General features: G+C 67.1%; 12 protein-coding genes. 9 read left to right on the forward strand and 3 right to left on the reverse strand.

Features of this window, described 5'->3' with window-relative positions; genetic code table 11:
* The first annotated feature begins 7 nt into the window (after positions 1-7).
* From E6A21_RS08110 to E6A21_RS08140, 7 genes are read left to right on the forward strand one after another with little or no spacing between them, the layout of a single operon-like run.
* Positions 8-1,486, forward strand: coding sequence for an oligosaccharide flippase family protein (locus tag E6A21_RS08110; protein ID WP_281281570.1), 1,479 nt, complete (start codon positions 8-10; stop codon positions 1,484-1,486).
* The gene (locus tag E6A21_RS08115) at positions 1,464-2,516 is read left to right on the forward strand and encodes a glycosyltransferase family 2 protein (protein ID WP_138443652.1); all 1,053 of its coding nucleotides are present in this window, start codon (positions 1,464-1,466) and stop codon (positions 2,514-2,516) included. The genes E6A21_RS08110 and E6A21_RS08115 overlap by 23 nt, the downstream gene beginning before the upstream one ends.
* 25 nt (positions 2,517-2,541) lie before the next feature.
* Positions 2,542-3,705: a glycosyltransferase gene (locus tag E6A21_RS08120; protein WP_171041326.1), complete on the forward strand. Its 1,164-nt coding sequence runs from the start codon at positions 2,542-2,544 to the stop codon at positions 3,703-3,705.
* Positions 3,695-4,579, forward strand: a complete 885-nt coding sequence (locus E6A21_RS08125) for a glycosyltransferase (protein WP_138443654.1) — start codon at positions 3,695-3,697, stop codon at positions 4,577-4,579. Before E6A21_RS08120 ends, E6A21_RS08125 begins: the two co-directional genes overlap by 11 nt.
* 12 nt (positions 4,580-4,591) lie before the next feature.
* On the forward strand, positions 4,592-5,377 hold the full coding sequence (locus E6A21_RS08130; protein ID WP_138443655.1) for a hypothetical protein: 786 nt from the start codon (positions 4,592-4,594) through the stop codon (positions 5,375-5,377).
* Entirely contained in the window at positions 5,374-6,027 is a 654-nt protein-coding gene (locus E6A21_RS08135) for a hypothetical protein (protein WP_138443656.1), read from the forward strand. Before E6A21_RS08130 ends, E6A21_RS08135 begins: the two co-directional genes overlap by 4 nt.
* Positions 6,024-7,361, forward strand: coding sequence for an O-antigen ligase family protein (locus E6A21_RS08140; protein ID WP_138443657.1), 1,338 nt, complete (start codon positions 6,024-6,026; stop codon positions 7,359-7,361). The genes E6A21_RS08135 and E6A21_RS08140 overlap by 4 nt, the downstream gene beginning before the upstream one ends.
* Positions 7,362-8,003: 642 nt before the next feature.
* Here E6A21_RS08140 and E6A21_RS08145 read toward each other — a convergent pair.
* Genes E6A21_RS08145 through E6A21_RS08160 form a run of 3 tightly spaced genes read right to left on the reverse strand, consistent with a single transcriptional unit; the run spans position 8,004 to position 16,150 of the window.
* The gene (locus tag E6A21_RS08145; RefSeq protein WP_246036267.1) at positions 8,004-12,704 is read right to left on the reverse strand and encodes a DUF4082 domain-containing protein; all 4,701 of its coding nucleotides are present in this window, start codon (positions 12,702-12,704) and stop codon (positions 8,004-8,006) included.
* A 12-nt stretch (positions 12,705-12,716) separates the two neighbouring features.
* Entirely contained in the window at positions 12,717-15,545 is a 2,829-nt protein-coding gene (locus E6A21_RS18130) for a WecB/TagA/CpsF family glycosyltransferase (RefSeq protein ID WP_246036268.1), read from the reverse strand.
* Positions 15,542-16,150, reverse strand: a complete 609-nt coding sequence (locus E6A21_RS08160; protein WP_138443658.1) for an N-acetyltransferase — start codon at positions 16,148-16,150, stop codon at positions 15,542-15,544. The genes E6A21_RS18130 and E6A21_RS08160 overlap by 4 nt, the downstream gene beginning before the upstream one ends.
* A 713-nt stretch (positions 16,151-16,863) precedes the next feature.
* On the opposite strand from E6A21_RS08160, the gene E6A21_RS08165 reads away from it, so the two are divergent.
* A complete protein-coding gene (locus E6A21_RS08165; RefSeq protein WP_138443659.1) occupies positions 16,864-17,586 on the forward strand; it encodes a hypothetical protein in 723 nt (240 codons plus the stop codon).
* A 32-nt stretch (positions 17,587-17,618) separates the two neighbouring features.
* The gene (locus E6A21_RS08170; RefSeq protein WP_138443660.1) at positions 17,619-18,620 is read left to right on the forward strand and encodes a hypothetical protein; all 1,002 of its coding nucleotides are present in this window, start codon (positions 17,619-17,621) and stop codon (positions 18,618-18,620) included.
* Positions 18,621-18,637 lie beyond the last annotated feature (17 nt).

Below are 18,637 nucleotides of genomic sequence, written 5' to 3' on the forward strand. Positions count from 1 at the left end.
TGCGGCGATGGCCAGAGGGAAGCGACGCGACAGCAGCGTAGGCTCCGGAGCTCTGTGGAGCGGGATCAACACCCTGGTCATGCGGGTCGCCAATGTCGCGATCATGGTCGTCGCCGTCCGGCTCGTCTCACCGCGGGACTTCGGCGTGTTCACCGCAGCGTTGGTGGTCGGAACAATTGCGACGTCGATGAGCGAGCTCGGCGTCGCCTCCGCACTCATCCGCCGGGATCTCTCGGTGAGCGAGCTTGGCCCCACCGTGGTCACCATTGCGTGGGTCTGGTCTGGCTCCCTTGCGATCATGATGGTCGCAGGGGCGAGGCCTCTGGCCGACTTGCTCGGCGCCCCTGATGCTGAGACCTCGATCCGGGTTCTCGCTCTCGGAGTGGCCGCATCGGGCTTCTCCGCGGTCCCCGGCGCTCTCCTGGCCCGCGACTTCCGGCAGCGTTCGATCTTCACCGCCGGCGCTCTTGCCTTCGTGCCCTCGAGCGCTGTCCTCGTGCTCCTGGCCTTCGGCGGTTCGGGGCCGCTGTCCTTCGCGTGGTCGAAGGTCGTGACGGCGGTGGTCACGGGCGCGGTCATGCTGATTCTCGGGAAGCAGTGGGTGAGGCCGCGGTTTGAACGGCGCGCGTTCCAGTTCCTCCTGCGGTTCGGAGTCCCGCTCGCGGCAGCGAATGTGGTGGGCTATGCACTGCTGAATGCAGACTTCGCGCTCGTTGGCCACGCGATGGGCCCCGCGTTGCTGGGCGTGTATTCGGTGGCCTTCTCCATCGCATCCCTTGCGGTTTCCATTCTTTCGTCGGCGCTCAACTCGGTCGCTATGCCTGCATTCTCGAACCACGCTGGCGCTTCCGAGGGCCTGCGAGGCAGCCTTCGGGTGTGGGGCAGCGCCGTCTTCTTCATCGGCCTTCCGGTCTGCGGATTCACGTCGGTGTTCTCCCGGGAGGTCGTCTCGGTCCTGTACGGCCATCCGTGGGCCGCGGCCGGCCCTGTCGTCGCAGTGCTTGCGCTCTATGGCGTGCCCATGCTTTTCGAACTGATGCTGTCCAATCTGCTCGTTGCCATTGGGCGGACGGGAGCGGCTCTGCTGGTGCAGTGCGTATGGATCGTCGCGCTGTCGCTCGGGATGCTCATCGGACTCAACACCATGGGGCTTGTCGGGGTCGGCTGGGCCCACGTGGTCGTGCTCCTGGCCGTCGTGATCCCCGTCCAGGTCGTTCTCGTTCGCCGGTTGGCCCCGGGCGTCCTTCAAGGTCTCTGGCAGGTGACTGGGCGGCCCCTCGTCGGGACGTGCCTGGCTGCCATCTCCGCGTTCATCGTCTGCATCCCCGTATCCGTTGACTGGCTTCGGCTCTCCGTAGGCGGCGTCGTCGGCGGAGTGGTGTATCTCGGGTGCACCCGCCCCCTCTGGCGAGACCGGCTCCTCTCCCCGCGGAGCAAGGGGAACCATCGACGGGAGGTGTCCGATGCGCCGACCCGAGCCCAGTGAACTGAAGGGGCGTCCCCTGATCTCGGTGGTGATCCCCTGCTACAACTACGGCCACTATCTCCCTGGGGCGGTGGACAGTGCGCTCAGCCAATCCGATGTCGACGTCGAAGTGCTCATCGTCGACGACGCGTCGACGGATGGAAGCGCCATCGTCGCTCAGGAGCTGGCCGCCAGGGAGGCAAGGGTTTCCGCTGTTCTCCACACTGCGAATCTCGGGCATATCGCGACCTACAATGACGGACTCGGCAGGTGCCGAGGGGACTACGTGGTTCTCCTCTCCGCGGACGATCTCCTCGCGCCGGGATCGCTTGCACGCTCGGCTGCCCTCTTCGAGTCGTGGCCGGACACCATGCTTGTGTACGGCCGCGCTCCGTCCTTTGAGAAGGAGCCCGTCCAGCCCCGGAGGATCCGTGTCAACTGGACCGTATGGGACGGAGCCGAGTGGGTGGGGGAGGTCTGCCGGCGTGGAACCAACGTCATTGCGAACCCGGAGGCAATCGTCCGCCGTGAGGTAGTCGAACGCCTGGGCGGCTACGAGGCCGTCCTGCCCCATACGGCTGACCTGCACTTCTGGCTCCGCGCCGCCTCAATGGGGGGCGTGGGGCGCATCGGCGGCCCGCCTCAGGCCTTCTACCGGATCCACGGCGCCAACATGCATCTCGGTGAAAACGATCTGAGCGACCTTGTGGAACGTTCGGAGATGTTCGACGCACTCCTGGGGGAGCTGCCGCCCGGAGAACTCCGATCCCTCGTCGGGCGCGCGCTTGCCGAAGAAGCGCTTTCCCGGGCCGCACGAGAATATGACCTGGGACGCTCTGAGGGCCCTCTGGCGGAACAGTTTGTCCGATTTGCGCTGGCCCAGGGAGTGGACGTCCGGCAGCTGGAGGGCTGGAAGGCCTTGGACCGGCGCCGCGCTGCGCTCACCGGCCCTCGTGCGCAGGCCTTCTTCCTTTCCGTGCTCGGCCGTTCGCGCCGGTGGGCCGGGACCAAACTCGAGCAGGCCCGCATCAGCCGGACGGGGGTGGCCTGAGATGGACAGTTTCGAAGGAACTCTCGTGATCAATGCCGCCAATCGGTGGGACGACATGTGGATGGCCGATCAGCAGCTCGCTGTGGGTCTTTCCCGCCTCGCACCCGTCCTCTATGTCGACCCAGTCCAATCCCTCGCGACCCGGGTACGCCAAGGTGGCTGGAAGTCTGCTGTGCGACGGGCGCCGCGGCTCACTGTTCTCGGTCGGCGGCTTGCGCGCCTCGAACCGGAAGGGCTCCCGGGATTGGCCCGACGCGGGGTCGCCGAAGTGAACGCGCGCCTCGCCGCGCTGCAGGTGCGTGACGCCCTCGGGCGTCTGGGCGGCAGCGCGAGGGCGTCCATTGAGGCAAATGTGCTGACCCCAGTCTCGGGCCGAATAGGAGAGAGCACCAAGGTGTACTGGGCCCAGGACGATTTCGAGGCGATGGCTGCCCTTGTCGGAGGGGTCGCGGCTTCCTACGCGCGGGCTGACGTCCGCCTTGCCGCAGAGGCCGATCTGGTCATGGCTGCGAATCCACGTGTTGCCGAGGCGCTCCGCATCCGAGGTCGCGAGACCGAGTTGATTCCTTTCGGTTGCGATGCCGAGCACTTTGCCCGTGCTGCGGCACAGGATCGTCCCGAGGACATCGCCCTCCCGTCCCCTTTCGCGATATTCGTGGGTCATCTGGGCGATCGCCTCGACTTCTCGCTCCTGGAAGGCTTGAGGGACGCCGGGCTCCGCCAGCTCTTGATCGGCCCGGTGCACCCGAGCGTGGACCGCATGCGGTTCGACGCCCTTGTCGCCAGTCCCGAGGTCCAATGGCTGGGCAGTCGACCGTTCGACGATCTGCCCGCCTACCTCGGTCACGCTGCCGTTGCCCTCGTCCCCTACACGGCTTCGGCATTCAATCTCGCCAGCTTCCCGCTGAAGACCCTCGAGTACCTTGCCGCAGGACTGCCCGTCGTTTCGACGCCACTGCCCGGAGTCGAATGGATCGGATCTTCGGACGTCCATGTCGCGGGCGACCGTGACGACTTCGTATCCCGGGTGGGTCGGCTGTTGTCGGCTCGCCCAGATCCGGCGGGGGTCCAACGGAGACAGCAGTTGGCGAGGGGCCACAGCTGGAACGCACGGGCCCGATCGGTCGCCACGATGCTCGGGATCGAGATCGAGGAGCAAACGGGGGGAGGGGGACGCCATGCAGCGTAGTTCTCGGACCGACCACGTGATTGTCACCCGGTTCAACCTCCCGTCCCGCGGCTACGAACAGTCTGTACGCGAGCGGACGGGATGGCTCGAACAGCGGGTAGGGCTCTTCGAGAGATTCTGCCTCCCTTCAGTGATGGCACAGACGAGCGAGAACTTTGCCTGGATCGCATACTTCGACCCCGCGAGCCCCGACTGGCTCCGGGAACGGATTCAGCGGTGGCGCGATGCCAGCGTCATGACGCCGATCTTCAGGGCGGAGGTTCCTCCCGACGAGTTGCTCGAGGATTTGGCCGGAGTCTCGGGGGCGCGTCGAGAGCGGCTTCTCACAACCAATCTCGACAACGACGATGCACTCGCCGTCGACTTCGTTGAACGCCTCCAGTCGCTTCCTCACGAACCGGCTCCGGCGGCTCTCTATCTGGCGAGAGGACTCATCGCTGCCGCTCCTTCCCTCTACCTGCGGGTAGACCGCGCCAACGCCTTCTGCAGCGTCTCGGCCCGGTGGGAGGATGGCGCCACCTGCTGGGCCGACTGGCACAACGAACTCCATCGGCTCATGCCGACAAGGCTTGGATGGGGCCAGCCAGCGTGGCTTCAGGTCGTCCACGGGACCAATGTCAGCAATCGCGTGCACGGGAGGCTCACTTCCCCCGCTGCCTACAGCCACCTGTTTCCAGGCCTGCTCGACGAGTGGCCCCGGCCGACAAGGACCAAGCAGGCGCTCGACCGCACACTTCGTGGACCCCTCCGGCTCGGCCGGGAGGCAGCTCGTGCATCAGCAAAACGCGTCATCGTAGCGGCCGCAGGGCGGTCAGCGCTGGATCGTGTTCGACAACGGACTCGGGGAAGACAGGGGCCGCCAAACGCCCGGTAAGGATGAAAGACGATGAAACTCAGAATGGTGGGATGGGCCCTCATCCGTCGTTGGTATGCGGCAGTCGCAGGGCTGCTGGCTGTCGGAGCGGCGTGCCTGCTCGTGTACGGCGCCGTGCCGGCAGACTACAAGGCAAATGGCAGCCTCGTTCTGCTTCCTTCTCCACAGAGTGTCGGAGCGGCGGGCAATCCCTACCTCTTCCTTGGAGGCCTCGGACAGGCGATGGACGTGCTCACTCGCCGTATGACCGCTCCGGACACAACTGGAAGGTACGCGGCCACCTATCCGAAGATGTCCTACACCGCTCTGCCGGACGTCACTTCCGGCAGCTCGATCCTCGTCGTGACGGTGACCGCCCGGTCATCGGAGGACGCTGGGAGCGCACTCCAGAAGATCCTCGCCGACGTTCCGGCCGAGCTCACGTCGATGCAGGACGCGTTGCACGTTCCGGCGGCCTCCCGGATCTCCTCGATGCCGGTAGCGCAGCCCTCCGCGCCGACAGTCGACGTCAAGAGGCGGATTCAGGCGACCGGTGGAGTCGGGGCCGCGGGCGTCGTCCTGGTCATCCTGCTCACGGCTCTTCTGGATGGACTTCTCCTCAGGAGGTCCCGTCGTCTCGAGGCCGACCGGTGGAGGGCCAAGGCCCACCACACTGCTGCCCCTGAGCACGACGAGGAGTCGAGCCCCTATCTCGTTTCGGTGTATGCAGGGGAAACGGGCGAAGACGGCGAACGCGAGCCCGGCGTCGAGGCTTCGGGGAGGGCCGCGCATCGGAGCCCGAGCAGGAGCGCCCGATGATTCCGGCCGAATTCTTCCGGGAACTCGCCAGACGGTGGTACGTCGCCGTCGTCATGATTGCCGCGCTCGCCGCGGCCTGCGTTTCACTCTGGCCGGGTCAGCACGTCTACTCCGCTCGGAGCGCGGTGACGTTCCTGTGGCCTGGTTCCGTGTCCCTTTCGAAGGTCGACGACGGTGGGCTCGCGGCGCTCGTGAACTTCGCCGCGATGGTGAGGCTCGCAATCGACGACGGCCAAGCGCAGGAGAGCGCCTCCTTCGGCGGTTCCCTCGTAGGAGCTGGGGTGCGGAACGGGTTCACGGTCGTTCTCCCGAACTCGGGAGGCCAGTGGTCCTCGGAGTATGACCAGCCCAGGCTCACCGTGGAAGCAGTGGCAGCAACACCCCAGGCGGCGACAGCCAAGGCCGAGGCGCTGGTGGACCAGATCACCACTGCTGCTGCCGACCTGCAGCGCCGGCTCGCCATTCCAACCCAATCCTTCATCTCCACCTCAGCCGCCGCAGTCGACGTCGCAGACGGAGGGGCGTCGGTCGGGACCAGGATCCGCGGGGAGGCCGCAGCACTTGTGATCGGCGTTCTCCTGACCTGCACGGCCGTTGTCTCCGTCGACAGGGTCGCAGGGCTGCGCCGCCGAGGGGAGAAGGCAAGGTGAGCCGCTTCTCCAGGATCCTCAGCCAGGGGCCGGACGCGAAGACAGTCCTGACGATCTTCCTTGCCCTGTGCCTCGTGCCGTCCTACCTCACGTTCACCGTGATCGGAACTGTAGGCCGGCCCGCTACCCTTCTCGCCCTTGGCCTTTTCGCCTGGTGGCTGGCCGACAAGCTGCGGCGCCATGTTGCCGTCCCCTGGCCGTTTCAACCGGTGAGGTGGGCTCTCGCAGCCGTCGTCATTGCGGTCCTGGCGAGCTACGCGGGAGCAATGTTCCGCGGCCTTCCTGGCGCCGAGATAAGCCCAGCAGACACGGGCCTCCTGCTAGTTGCCGCATGGTGCGGCCTCTGCCTCGTGACGCACGATGGTCTGCGGACCATGGACGACGTCATCATCATGGTCCGCCGGATCGTTACCACCGGGGCGCTCATGGCTGCCCTTGGCCTGGCCCAGTTCATCACGAAGACCTCACTGCTCGCATGGATCAGCATTCCCGGAATGAGCGGTGACACTGCCGGAGCAATCGACCAGCGCGGAGGCTTCGTCCGCGCGGCAGGAACCGCCTCCCACCCGCTCGAGTACGGTCTCGTCCTGTGCGCAATTCTGCCCTTGGCGTTGGCGCTTGCGCTGGAGGACCGCGAAAGGGGAGTGCTTGCGAGGTGGTGGCCAGCAGCAGTGATCGGAACTGCAGCGGTGCTTTCCGTCTCACGGTCTGCCCTCATTGCGGCGGTCGTGGCGATAGCCGTGCTCTTCGTGTCCTGGTCCCCGCGCGTGCGCGCTGCTGCCTCTCTGATCGGATGTGGAATCCTCGGTCTGGTGTATGTCAGCGTGCCGGGCTTCGCGGGAACCCTTCTCGGCATGTTCACTGGCGCGGCAGGTGATCCCAGCGTTTCCTCGCGTCTGAACAGCTACGACGTCGCGTTCGGCATGGCTTCGAGGTCGCCGATCCTCGGGCGCGGATTCGGCACCCTCTTGCCGAGCTATGTCTATCTCGACAACGAGTACCTGGGGGTCATTGTCGAACTGGGCCTCGTTGGCCTGGCCGCCGTCCTCTGGTTCTTCGCGACCGGGATTGTCTGCGCCTGGGGTTCCAGCAGGCGTGCCCGGACGCCATTCCAACAGCAGCTCGGGAGCGCAATAGCGGCAGCCTTGTGCGCAAGCGCAGTGAGCTTCACGTTCTTCGACGCCCTCTCATTCCCGCTGTCCGCGGCTTTCACCTTCATGCTGCTTGGACTCGCTGGTGCCTACCATCGCGTCTCGTCCGCATCCCGGGGTCTCTTCGTCGGGCTCGACATCCGCCCTTCGCGCGACCGTTTAGAGCCGCTGCTCACCGTCTGACCGCCCTGATTCGCATCCGAGAACTCAAATCCGCGTCCGAGAACTCAAATCCGCGAACTCAACCATCGGCGGTAGGGGATCGCGGCCGGTGGGGGGATCGGATCCAACGTCACACCGGCGACGGCCGCCTCCTCGTGAGAGCGCGCCGGCCACCTCCTCGTGAGAGTGCGCCGGCCGGCGTCCTGTGAGAGGTGTGATTCAGGACCACCTCGACGACGGTGGGCATGCCCGAGGGGTTTGCCTCCTTGAGGTGGTTCGAACAGCCTATGGACCAGCGCCGATCCCGTCCGGGAGATCATGTGGAGTTCCCGTGCTCGGGGGACTTGCCGCCTGCTGGGCCGGCCAGCGCGAAGCCCACCATCTGTCCTGTGGCTTCCATCTGTCCTGTGGCTTCCATCTGTCCTGTGGCTTCCATCTGTCCAGTGGCTTCGGCAACGCGCACGTCCAATCCCGGGAGACCGACCGTGAAGACGCGTCAACTGCAACACCTCCATCACGGAGCTCAGCGCCACTGGTGGTCACGAATCAAGCCGTCGCCCTGGTCCTAGTCGAGTTGACATTGCCAGCTCAGCAGAACGGCCAAAGGACTGGGCCACGGCCAGCGCTCGCGCGCTGCCGTGGCCCAGTCCTTCTGGATTTGAGCTACGGAATCGTGAAGACGATATCTACCCAGTAGTTCGTAGCGTTGTAGCTGTTCGTCGGGAACCCGGATGCGCCGTAGCTGTAGAGTCCGTTCAGGTTGCTCCCAGCGCTCGCCAGACCGTGCAGCGGCGGTGAATCTGCCGAGGTCGAGAAGTACCCGCCGTTGGCGGAATAGAACCCGTTCGGTGCGTAGTACGAAACCACATACGTTGTGTTGGCCGAAATGGCGACCGGGGTCGACAGGGAAGCGGTCTGCCAGCCGCTGGCCGTTTCACCGCTGAACGTGACGGTGGCGAGCAGAGTTCCACTTGCCGTCCAGAGATGGCCGACGTGGGTCCCGGTGTTCTGGGCCCCCTTGTAGAACTTGATGGCACTCACCGATCCCGATACGTCGGCCGTGAACTGCATGCCAAGTTCGACGGCGTTCGCATCATTCACCGATGGCGTCGCTGGGGTCGCGGAGGATCCGAATACACTGCACGGGCACGTGTAGGAGGATCCCCCCGTCGAGAAGCTCCAGCTGTACGGGGATGTCATGGCCTGGCCCGTGGCGTTCTTCACTCCCGAGACTGTTGCCGTATAGGTCGTGTTGGCGGCAAGAGCCGAGCTCGGGGTGAAGGTGTAGGTGCCCGTGGCCGAGAGGTTGCCCACGCTCCCAGCGACGTTGGTTCCGCCAGAGCTGAGCGTGAACGTCGCCGCTGAGGTGTCGACCGACTGATCGAACGTTATGGACGCGGACGAGGTCACCGGGACACTCGTCGACCCTTGCGACGGCGAAACACTCATTACGGAAGGCGCAACGGTTGACCCTGCGTTGAAGACGGCGTCAACCCAATAGTTCGTCGCGTTGTAGGAGCTCGTCGGGAACGCTGAGGCTGATCCGTAGGCGTAGATGCCATTTCCTCCCGAGGACGTATTGTCCAAGCCGGTGATGGGAGCGCTGCCCTGCGTGGCGGAGAACCCGTTCCCGGTGTAGGCGTAGCCCCCGTTCGGAGCGTAGTAGGAAACAACGTAGGTCGTATTCGCGGTCACGGATACGGGCGTCGAGAAGTAGGCCTGCTGCCAGCCCGAGGCGGACTCGTTGACGAACGTCACCGTGGCGAGCTTGGTCCCGCTGGACGTCCACAGGTTGCCTACGTGCGTACCGGAGTTGAGCGGCCCCTTGTAGAACCGCACGCCGGTGATCTGCCCCGCGGTCGACACCTGGAACTTCATCCCGAGTTCGACGCCGCCCGAGTCGTTGGCGCTGGCCGTAGCGGGCGTGGAACTGGAGGGGAAGACCGTGCAGGGGCAGCTGTACGGGGGAACGGTGGTGAAGCTCCAGCTGTACGGAGACATCGTCTGTCCCGTCGAGTTGGTTGCCCCGCTTACCGTGGCCGTGTACTGCGTGCTGTTGGCCAAGGAAGCCGAGGGTGTGAAGGTGGCCGTCGTCGTCGAACTCGAGTAGGCGACCGAACCTGCAACCGGGTTTCCAGCCGCGTCTTTCAGGACGAACTGGATCGACGAGGCTGAGACATCCTGGCTGAAGGTGGCGTTGACGGCAGAGGTGACAGGCACCCTCACCGCTCCGGGCGCGGGATTGCTCGAGCTGATGCTAGGCGCGGGAGGAGCCGCGGCTGTGGTGAAGCTCCACGTGTAGGGGGCGGTCATCGCCTGTCCGCTGGAGTTCGTTGCACCGCTCACGGTCGCCGTGTACTGCGTGCTGAATGCCAGGTTCGACGACGGCTTGAATGTCACCGTCGTGTTGGCGGCATTGAAGGTCGCACTGCCGGAGACGGCATTGCTGTTGGCGTCTTTCAGAGTGAACGTCACCGAGGAGGCGGTCACTGCTTGATTGAATGTCGCACTGGGTGCGACTGTCGCGGTCACCCCGGTGGCCCCTGATGCCGGAGATGTCGAGGTGACCGCGGGAGCCGGCGGAGGTGCAGCTGTCGTGAAACTCCAGCTGTACTGGGACATTGCCTGGCCATTCGAGTTGGTCGCTCCGCTCAACGTGGCCGTGTAGGTTGTGCTGTTGGCGAGGGCCGCCGAGGGCGTGAAGGTTGCAACCGTGTTGTTGCTGCTGAGCGCAGTCGTTCCCGCGACTGGGCTGCCGCTGGCGTCCTTCAGGCTGAACGTCAGTGAAGAGGCGGTGATCGGTTGGTCGAACGTGGCGCTGGGCGTCGTGCTCACCGCAACACCAGTGGCGCCGGAGGTCGGAGATGTCGAGGACACGGCAGGGGGCGTCGGACCTGCAGGTGAGAAGACCGGGTCGACCCAATAGTTCTCAGCGTTGTAGATCTGGTTCGGGAAGACCGAGGTGCTGTTGTAGGCGTAGAAGCCGTTGGCTGCCCCGGGGACACTTCGGGTGAAGTGGAGCGGAGGAGAATCGACCGAATCGCTGCCCGCTGGCTGAGGCGACGGATTGTTGTAGAAGTATCCGGGATCCTCTGAATAATGACCGTTGGGCGCGAAGTACGAAACGATGTATCGCGTGCCAGATGTGATCGCGACCGGCTTGGAGAAGGTCAGAGTCTGCCAACCCGAAGCGGTTTCACCGGTGAAGGTGCCGCTCGCAAGAAGCGTGCCGGATGTCGTCCACAGGTTGCCGACGTGGGTGCCGGTGTTGGTGCTCGCCTTGTAGAAGCGGACGCCGGTGACGTTGCCGTTGACGTCCGAGTAGAACTGTGAACCCAACTCGACCGAGCTGGGATCGCCCGCGTCCACGTCGCCGGGCTTCGCGCCTTGCCCCAGAATCGAGCAGGGGCATGAGATGCCTACGGTTACGCCCGAGCCCGGCTTCTCGAGATTGCCGCTGTCGTCGACGGCACGTGACTCGATGGTCGTCGCGGGCACGTCGTGGGCTACCCAAGAGTAGGTCCAGTTCGTGGTGCCCGTGGCTGGGTGCCACGTCTTCCCGCCGTCCGTCGAGACCTCGACACCCGCGACGACCCCGCCGCCTCCGTCGGTGGCTGTGCCGGAGACCGTCACGAGAGTTCCGTCGGCAATGCTCGCCTTGGCCGCGGGAGAAGTGATGACTGACGTCGGCGCCGTGGTGTCGCTCGACGCTGCCGTCTGGACGAGTCCGGAAATGAGAGTGACGGCTTGGGCGCCCATGTCGGCAAAGAGATTGACCGTGGCCTGCTGCATGTTCGTGTCGGTGCTGCCTCCCGTATGGAAGTTGTCGAGACCCCAGGACCACTGGACAGTTCCGGCACCGAACACGAGGGCGCCGCTCGGGGCGCGGTACTCGGTCAGGTGATGGGTTGCGGTGTGTCCGGTCTGAGTCGTGCTCCCGTAGTCGGTGAACACTTCCGTGTTCGTGTCAGTCGTCGAAGACAGGTCGAAGAGCCCGGACGGACGGAAGCCGTTGTCGGCGTCGATGTCCCATTCATATCCGAGCGTGCCCAACCCTGAACCTAGGGTGATGGACTGGGAGCCCGTGAGATTCGCGACGGCAGTGTTCCTCCACATCCGCAGCTTTGCGTATTGTGCCGGCACGCTGATATCGGTCGTACCGGAGTTGACGCTGAAGTATTGGCCGGTGAGCGAGTTCTGGGGATTTCCACCCCCGCCGGCGGTCCCGAAGCGGGGATCGTCGTAGGCTCCCGTCCACGTCACTGGGTCAGTGGGCTGGTTGAAGTGCGTGTCCTTATAGGCGACCAGGGTGCGATTCGACGTCGTGGGCCCGGCTTGGCTGGACTCCCAGCGCGTCCGCCAGAACATCTCATTTCCCGTGAACATTGCGATGTTCACGCCCTTGTCGCGCGCGGCCTCGATATTGGCCCGTTGGTCGTAGGAGACGTACTCGTCGTGCCCTGATGTGACGAGCGCCTTGTGGCTGAGGAGCGATGAGGCGTTGGTCGCCGTGTCGACCCCGGCCTGGTAGCTCACGTCATAGCCGTTTTCCTCCAGGAACCCGATCATGGGCAGTTCGGCGTAGGTCACCCAGCTGCGGCCCTGATCATCGAGTGCAGTATGGAAGGGCCTGTTGTAGGAGACCTTGAAGGCGGCCTTGTAGCCCAAAGGGTTCCCCGGCGGGCACGCGACGGTGCACTGGTAGAGGCTGTTGCCACCGTAGGTGTTGTACGCCTGCCAGGTCTCGTCGTTGGTCTGGTAGAGGATCGCGGAGTTCGATGCGTCGTTGCGGACCACGAAGGTGATCCAGCTGTCGCCGCCCGTGTCGTCGCGGACGAGGTGAGCGATGTAGACACCCGAAACTGCCGTCGCCGGAACGGCCCAGGACGCGGAGACGGCCCAGTTGCCGCAGTCGACGAGACCCGTGTCGGAGAACGTCTGGCAGGCAGGCTGAGTCTGGGGGAGGGTCGCGCTGGGCTTGAGGCCAGAGGCGATCTTCCGGGCCCCGTTGCCTTGGTAGTACCCGAGCCGCAGGATGTCGAAGTGGTATGACTTCGCCGGGGTGCTGATCTTGAATTGCACCGTCTGGCCCACGTTGACGCTGATCTGGGTTGCGTAGCCCTGGATGGTCGAGTCCCCGTCTCCCGAGATCATCCAGTCCGTCTGCGGATCGCCGGGCTGGGTGTTCTCACAGGCCACGGCGCTCACAATGGGGGAGCAGGGGTCCGTTGCGGCCTTGGCGGACGGCGCGGAGGCCACGGGCACGGCGACGAAGACCGCCATCACGAGCAGCGCCGAGGCCCAGCCAGCGATGATCCGGCGGAACGAGCGCCGAGGGGAGAAGGGTGCAGTTGACTGGCCCATGATGACTCCTTGCTAGGCCCTGATGGTGCGCTGGGACGGGGAGGTGCCCGCTGCTGCGGACTGCCGGCTGCTCTCGTCGCGCTCCCAGTGCTGGGAGCCGGTGGAACCGATGAAGCGGGAGCGGGGCTGTCGCCGCCCGACGAGGGCGAACGATGCATAGACCGCGGCATCCAGGGCAGAGAGCGGTCCTTGCACGGAGGCGATGAGGCCTTGCAGCGTCCGCGTCGACGCAGCGGATGGCCCGCTGGTGGCGGCCCGGTAGACGCGATGCAGGGTGGAGACGAGTGATGCGGTGGTTCGCGGCGGCCTCACGACCACGGGATCGCCCTCGAGCAGCACTCTGTGCTCGGGTGCGAAGACGGTGTCCACGAAGAAGTCGTCGGCCGCGTCCTCGGGGAACGCCCCGAGGATCCGGTGGCCCTCTTCCGTCATCGCGTAGCACCCCGCGCCCCAGAGGGCCGCGCGGTTGGACGGGATCCGCACGCGGGCCCGGTAGTAGGCGGCGACGAGGGGGTCGCAGCCCGAGGTGTCGTAGCGGAAGTCGGGCCGCCCGGCCAAGTGCCTGCCCTCAGCGAGCTCGGCGAGAGTGGCGGCAAGCGCCGATGGGGGGATCTCGATGTCTGCGTCGAGGTAGACGCGCGGCCAACGGGTGGCGACGGCGTCGGCGGCGTTGAGCGCGCGGGCCTTGCCCGGTTCCGGGAGGTCGAGCACCCGCACGCCCGGATAGCCCGCCGCGATCTCGGCGGTCCGGTCGGTGCAGGCGTTGCAGGCGACGATCACTTCGACGCGCCCGCTCGCGAGCGCGGGCCGGAGCCCCTCGAGGGTCCGGGCGATGACGGCCTCTTCGTTGTGGGCGGGGATGATGACGCTGCCTTCGGGATGGTCCTGCCCAGGCCCGTGGGCGTGCCACGTCGAGTGCGGCAGCTGAGCCCATTCGCGTGGCCGGAGGAGCGTAGTGAGCGTCCGGCGGTGGCTGGCGTCGGTGGCCCGAAGGGCTTCGCGGACGACGACGGCGGCGGCGGCGAGCGCGGATAGCCCACCGGGGTGGTGCTTGCGCATGTAGCGGATGCGGTTGACCGCCATGAGCGCGGCGAGGCCGTCCGAGGCCCCGGATCCCGCTCCCGAGTGCATGACCCGGGCCGCGGGCTCGAACCACACGTCGAAGCCGCACCCGCGCAGGGCGCGGCAGTAGTCGGTCTCCTCCGAGTACATGAAGAACCGCTCGTCCCAAGGGCCTGCGGCGGCCGCGGCCTCGGCCGAGATCAGGATCGCCGCGCCGGTGGCCCAGTCCACGGTGTGCGCGTGGGCATAGCTCTCGGCGTCGTAGTCGGTCTCGGCAATCCATTGCGGGCGCCGGGCGAAGTGGTCCCCGAACAGCGCGTCGCCCCACGCGCGCACCGCCGTAGGTTCCCGACGCAGCGAGGGGTACCGCGCGCCGTCGTCCGTGAGCATGAGCGGCACGACGGCGCCCGCGCCGCTCCGCCGGAGCCGCGCCAGCATCGCCCCGATGGACGAGGGCAGGACTTCGGTGTCAGGGTTGAGCACGAGGTACGCCTCCGCTGGACCGGCCACCGCCATGGCCGCGTTGATCGCCCCCGCGTACCCCAGATTGCCGCCGGTGGCGAAGGCCACGACGTCCGGATGCCCTGCCGCGGCGTCGAGCGTCTCCGAGTCGGGAGAGTTGTCGGCGACGACAACCCGCAGGCGCAGCGCTTGGGCCTCCGGGCGCAGGGAATCGAGCAGCGGCCCGACGAGGGCTGCGCTGCGGTAGGTGGGGACGAGCACGGCGACGTCGGCCGGCTCGCCCCGGGGAACGAAGAGGGCGGGCTGGGACCCAGGCTCGTCGGCTCCGTCGCCAGCGCGGCCCCGCCCTGCGGGGTGGGCGGCACGGGCGGACGTCCTCGCTGCCGCAGCCCGTGCCGCGGCCGAGATGGCGACCGTTCCAGCGGCGCCCCAAGCTTCGCTGGAGCCGTTCCTCTCGGTACCGTTCCTCTCGGTACCGTTCCTCTCGGCACCGTTCCTCTCGGCACCGTTCCTCTCCGTGGCACTGTGGCGCCGGAGCCGCACGTAAGCCTCAGGCCCCTGGACCAGGTACCGTTCGGAGAGCCGTGCTGGCTCGAGGGCGAGCCGCCACGCCCATTCGAACCCGTGCTCGGCCACCCATACCGGAGCGCGCCGCACGCGCTCCGCGAGGAAGTCGACGACGGCGCCGAACGCGAGCAGGACGTGGGCGCCGGTCTCGGCGCCGTGCTCCGCGATCCACAGCTCCTGGCGCGGCTTGCCCAGCCCCACGACGAGCACGTCCGCCCTCGTTGCAGCGATCGAGCGGGCCACGATCTCGGACATGGAACGGTCCTCGAGCTCACCGCGGCTGGGCGCCCAGAAGCCGGCCACCCTGAGGGCCGGGCGCTGTTCGGCCAGGCGGCCGCGGAGGAGGACCTGCGCGTCCGGGCTCCCTCCGAGGAAGCCGACGCTCAGGCCCTCCGCCTCGCACCGGTCCAGGAGCGGCGCGATGAGGTCGCTGCCGGCGAGTCGCGGCCAGGGCCGTCCCGTGAGGCGTTCGGCGTGGGCGGCGAGGGGGGCGCCGTCGAGCAGCGTGAGCCACGCGACCCCGTCCGTGCCGTCCAGTACGTGCTGCCACCGGCCGCCCTGGCCGAAGTGGTACACGTGATCGAGGTTTGCCGAGACCACTCCGAGCGGACGGCTGCGTGTGCGGCATCCGCCGATGATCGCGTCGACGGCCTCGTCGCCGTCGAGCAGGGTGACGGCCGTGCCGCCGAGCATGACCGTGCCCCCGCGGGTCGTCGGGTGGGCCTGCTGGGGGAGGGCTTCCGCGCTCATGCCGGCTCCCTCCTGAGGCGCCCGTCCCGCTCGACATAGCGCAAGCCGGTCGCGGGGCACAGCCAGGCCTTCTCACTGGCACCGGCGTCACCGTCGGGCTTGAGCCGATACCCGGCCTCGCCGACCCAGCCGAGCTGACGGGCTGGGACGCCCGCCACGAGCGCGTAGTCCGGCACGTCCCTGACGACGACGGCGCCGGCGGCCACCGTCGCCCACTCGCCCAGGCGGACGGGGGCCACGCAGACGGCCCTCGCGCCGATCGAGGTGCCCCGTCCGACGCTGACCCCGACAGCATCCCAGTCGTCGGCGGTCTTCAGCGCTCCCTCGGGGGTGATGGCGCGCGGGTTGAGGTCGTTCGTGAACACCACGCCCGGGCCGATGAAGGCACCGTCCTCGACGATTGCGGGCTCGTACACGAGGGCGTAGTTCTGGATCTTGCAGCGGTTCCCTATCCTCGCTCCCGGGCCCACATAGACGCCCCGGCCGAGGACGCACTCGCGGCCCACGACCGCGCCCGATCGCACGTGGGCGTACTGCCACACCGTGGTGCCCTCTCCGACCTCTGCCCCGTCCTCGACCTCAGCAGTCGGATCAATCCGGACCATGTCCCCTCCATCCCCTTTTTGCCTGAGCAGCGCATACCGCTCAGCGCGGGCTCAGCAGCGCGTGCGCGGCATTGCCTGGCTGCGCCTGCTCCCACGGTCGTGAGGGGCGCCGGGAGCGACAAGGTGATTGGGATGAAACGGGTCTTCCGGCGCGCGGATTCAGGTGACGGCCGCGGCACAGCCCTCGGTCCTTGAGTACGGGCCTCGGTGCGGGCAAGTAGTCCTCAGCTGCCTCGGGGCCCGGTCTGCGTACCCGCTACTGGCATGAAATCCCGGGGTACAGGCCCGGTTTTCCGAGGGTTTCCTCCCGGCGCGCGCAAGCCGGCCCGGGTCTGGAACGGGCTCCATGCGAGGGTCGAGTCTCCCTTTTCTGACTCGATTCCAAGTATCCGGGCGTTCCCGGATGCGGTCTGCGTAGTCCAACCGGGTACTCGTGGGGAGCGTTCCGCGTACTCGCCAGAGGTGCTCCGACGACCCGCCCCCGGAAGCCGGGTACCGACTACTGGTGACCCGGCCGAATTCCCCGGCTGTACTGGAGGGCATGACGTTCGGTATTCGGTCGGATATGCGGGGTTTCCGAGCGGATGGGAAATTCCAGGGGAAGCTGGGGCCATTCCGCGAATACGCGTCTGCCATGGCCGAGGAAAGCAATAATGAGGGGAAGAATGCGTCGGCGGAGAATGCGGGCGAATGGCTGGGGGCGGTGGGCCCGCATGACGGCCCTAGCCCTCGCGGCGGCGCTCGCGGTGTTCGCCGGACTGCACGCTCTGGAGGACCAGGAGCAGAAGGATCTCCGGGCGCAGGCCGCTCAGCAATTGGGGCTTGCTGCCGGCACGGCTGGCTCTTCCGCGGCTTCCGCCTCCAGCCCGAGGGCCTCGGCCGCGCCCTCCCCCAAGGCGACCGGCAGGACCCCGACGTCCGCGGCGACGTCGTCCGTGCAGGCGACCAGTGCCGCCGTCGGCGGCTTTCAGCCCACGGATCTGCCGCCGCGGCACTTCGCCTGGCCGGCAGCGGGCCTGGGCGTGGACGTCGTGCCGATGCAATGGAGCGCCACCCAGACGGTGGATCCACCCCTCGACGCCAATGGATTCGATCCCGTGGGGCACTGGCTGACGGGAACGGGGGAATCGGCCAGCGTACGTCCCGTGGTCCTGGCCGGGCACACATGCCACCAGCAGGTGGCCCTGTGCACCGATGCGACCTTCCCGTTCAACCGGCTGAGCTACGCCGGCTGGGCGTTGGGGCAGCCGGCCTCCCTGACGGAGGCGAACGGGAGCATCGTGAACTGTGCGCTCGCGGACCGCAGGATCGTCGACAAGTCGAAGGCCTTTTCCTTCGCGAACGACCCCTGCGAAGTAGTTCTCTTTTCCTGCAATTACGACAATCCTGACGCGCAGATCGTCTTGCTGACTTTCCGCTGCGGGCAGTGCACGTGAAATTCGAAAAAGGTTGAAAGGAGGCGGTCTCCATGCCGCCGATTCGCACCCGCAAGACAAACTATGTGACGGGCCTCCTCGCGGTCGGGGCGAGCGCCTTCTTCGTCGCTGGAATCGCCACGAGCCCTGCCCTCGCCGCCCCGTCGTCGAACACCGGCACCGACAAGATGGCGGTCTGCCACCTGACGAGGTCGCAGACGCACCCATACCAGTACCAAGAGGTGGAGATGACCTCGCTGGCCACCTATCACTCCCAGGGCAAGTACCCGGGAGACATCTTCCCGACGTTCAGCTACGTGGACAAGGGGCAGACGATCACGGTGCCCGGACAGAACTGGACCACGGACGGCCAGGCGATCTACGCCGCTGGCTGCGTCGTCGCGACGCCCAGCCCCACGCCCAGCGTGACTCCCACCTCGACCCCGGGCTCTGGTCCGACGACGGAGGTGCCGGGCTCTGGTCCGACGACGGAGGTGCCGGGCTCGGGTCCGACGACGGAGGTGCCGGGCTCTGGTCCGACGACGGAGGTGCCGGGCTCTGGTCCGACGACGGATTCTGCGTCCCCGAGCGCGACGGCGTCCGCCAGTGTCACGCCGTCCGCCAGCGCCTCGCCGTCGGCCAGTGTCACGCCGTCGGCCAGCGCCTCGCCGTCGGCCAGCGCCTCGCCGTCGGCCAGCGTCACGCCGTCGGCCAGCGCCTCTGCGACTCCGGTCAGCGTCCAGGGCGGTGGAGGCCAGAGCAGCCCGGGCAACAGCAGCGCGGGCCAGAGCAGCGCTGGCACCAGCAGCGCTGGCAACAGCAGCACTGCCAACAGCAGCACTGGCCTGGGCAGTGCTGCCGGAACCTCACAGGTCCAAGGTGTGCAGTCGGCCGAGTCCACGCCGTCCGAGGTGAGCCTCACCGCGCAGACGGCAGCCGGGGCCCCCGCGCCGGACTACACGACGTCGGACGCGCTCTTCGCCTCGGGCGCCCTCATGCTCCTGGGAGCCTTCGCCCCCAAGTTCGCCGCCCGGCAGCGGGGCAGGCACTCGTAGCGGTCAGCAGGGCACTT

Origin of the sequence: Sinomonas susongensis (assembly GCF_005877005.1) — a bacterium.
GTDB classification, from domain to species: Bacteria; Actinomycetota; Actinomycetes; order Actinomycetales; family Micrococcaceae; genus Sinomonas; species Sinomonas susongensis.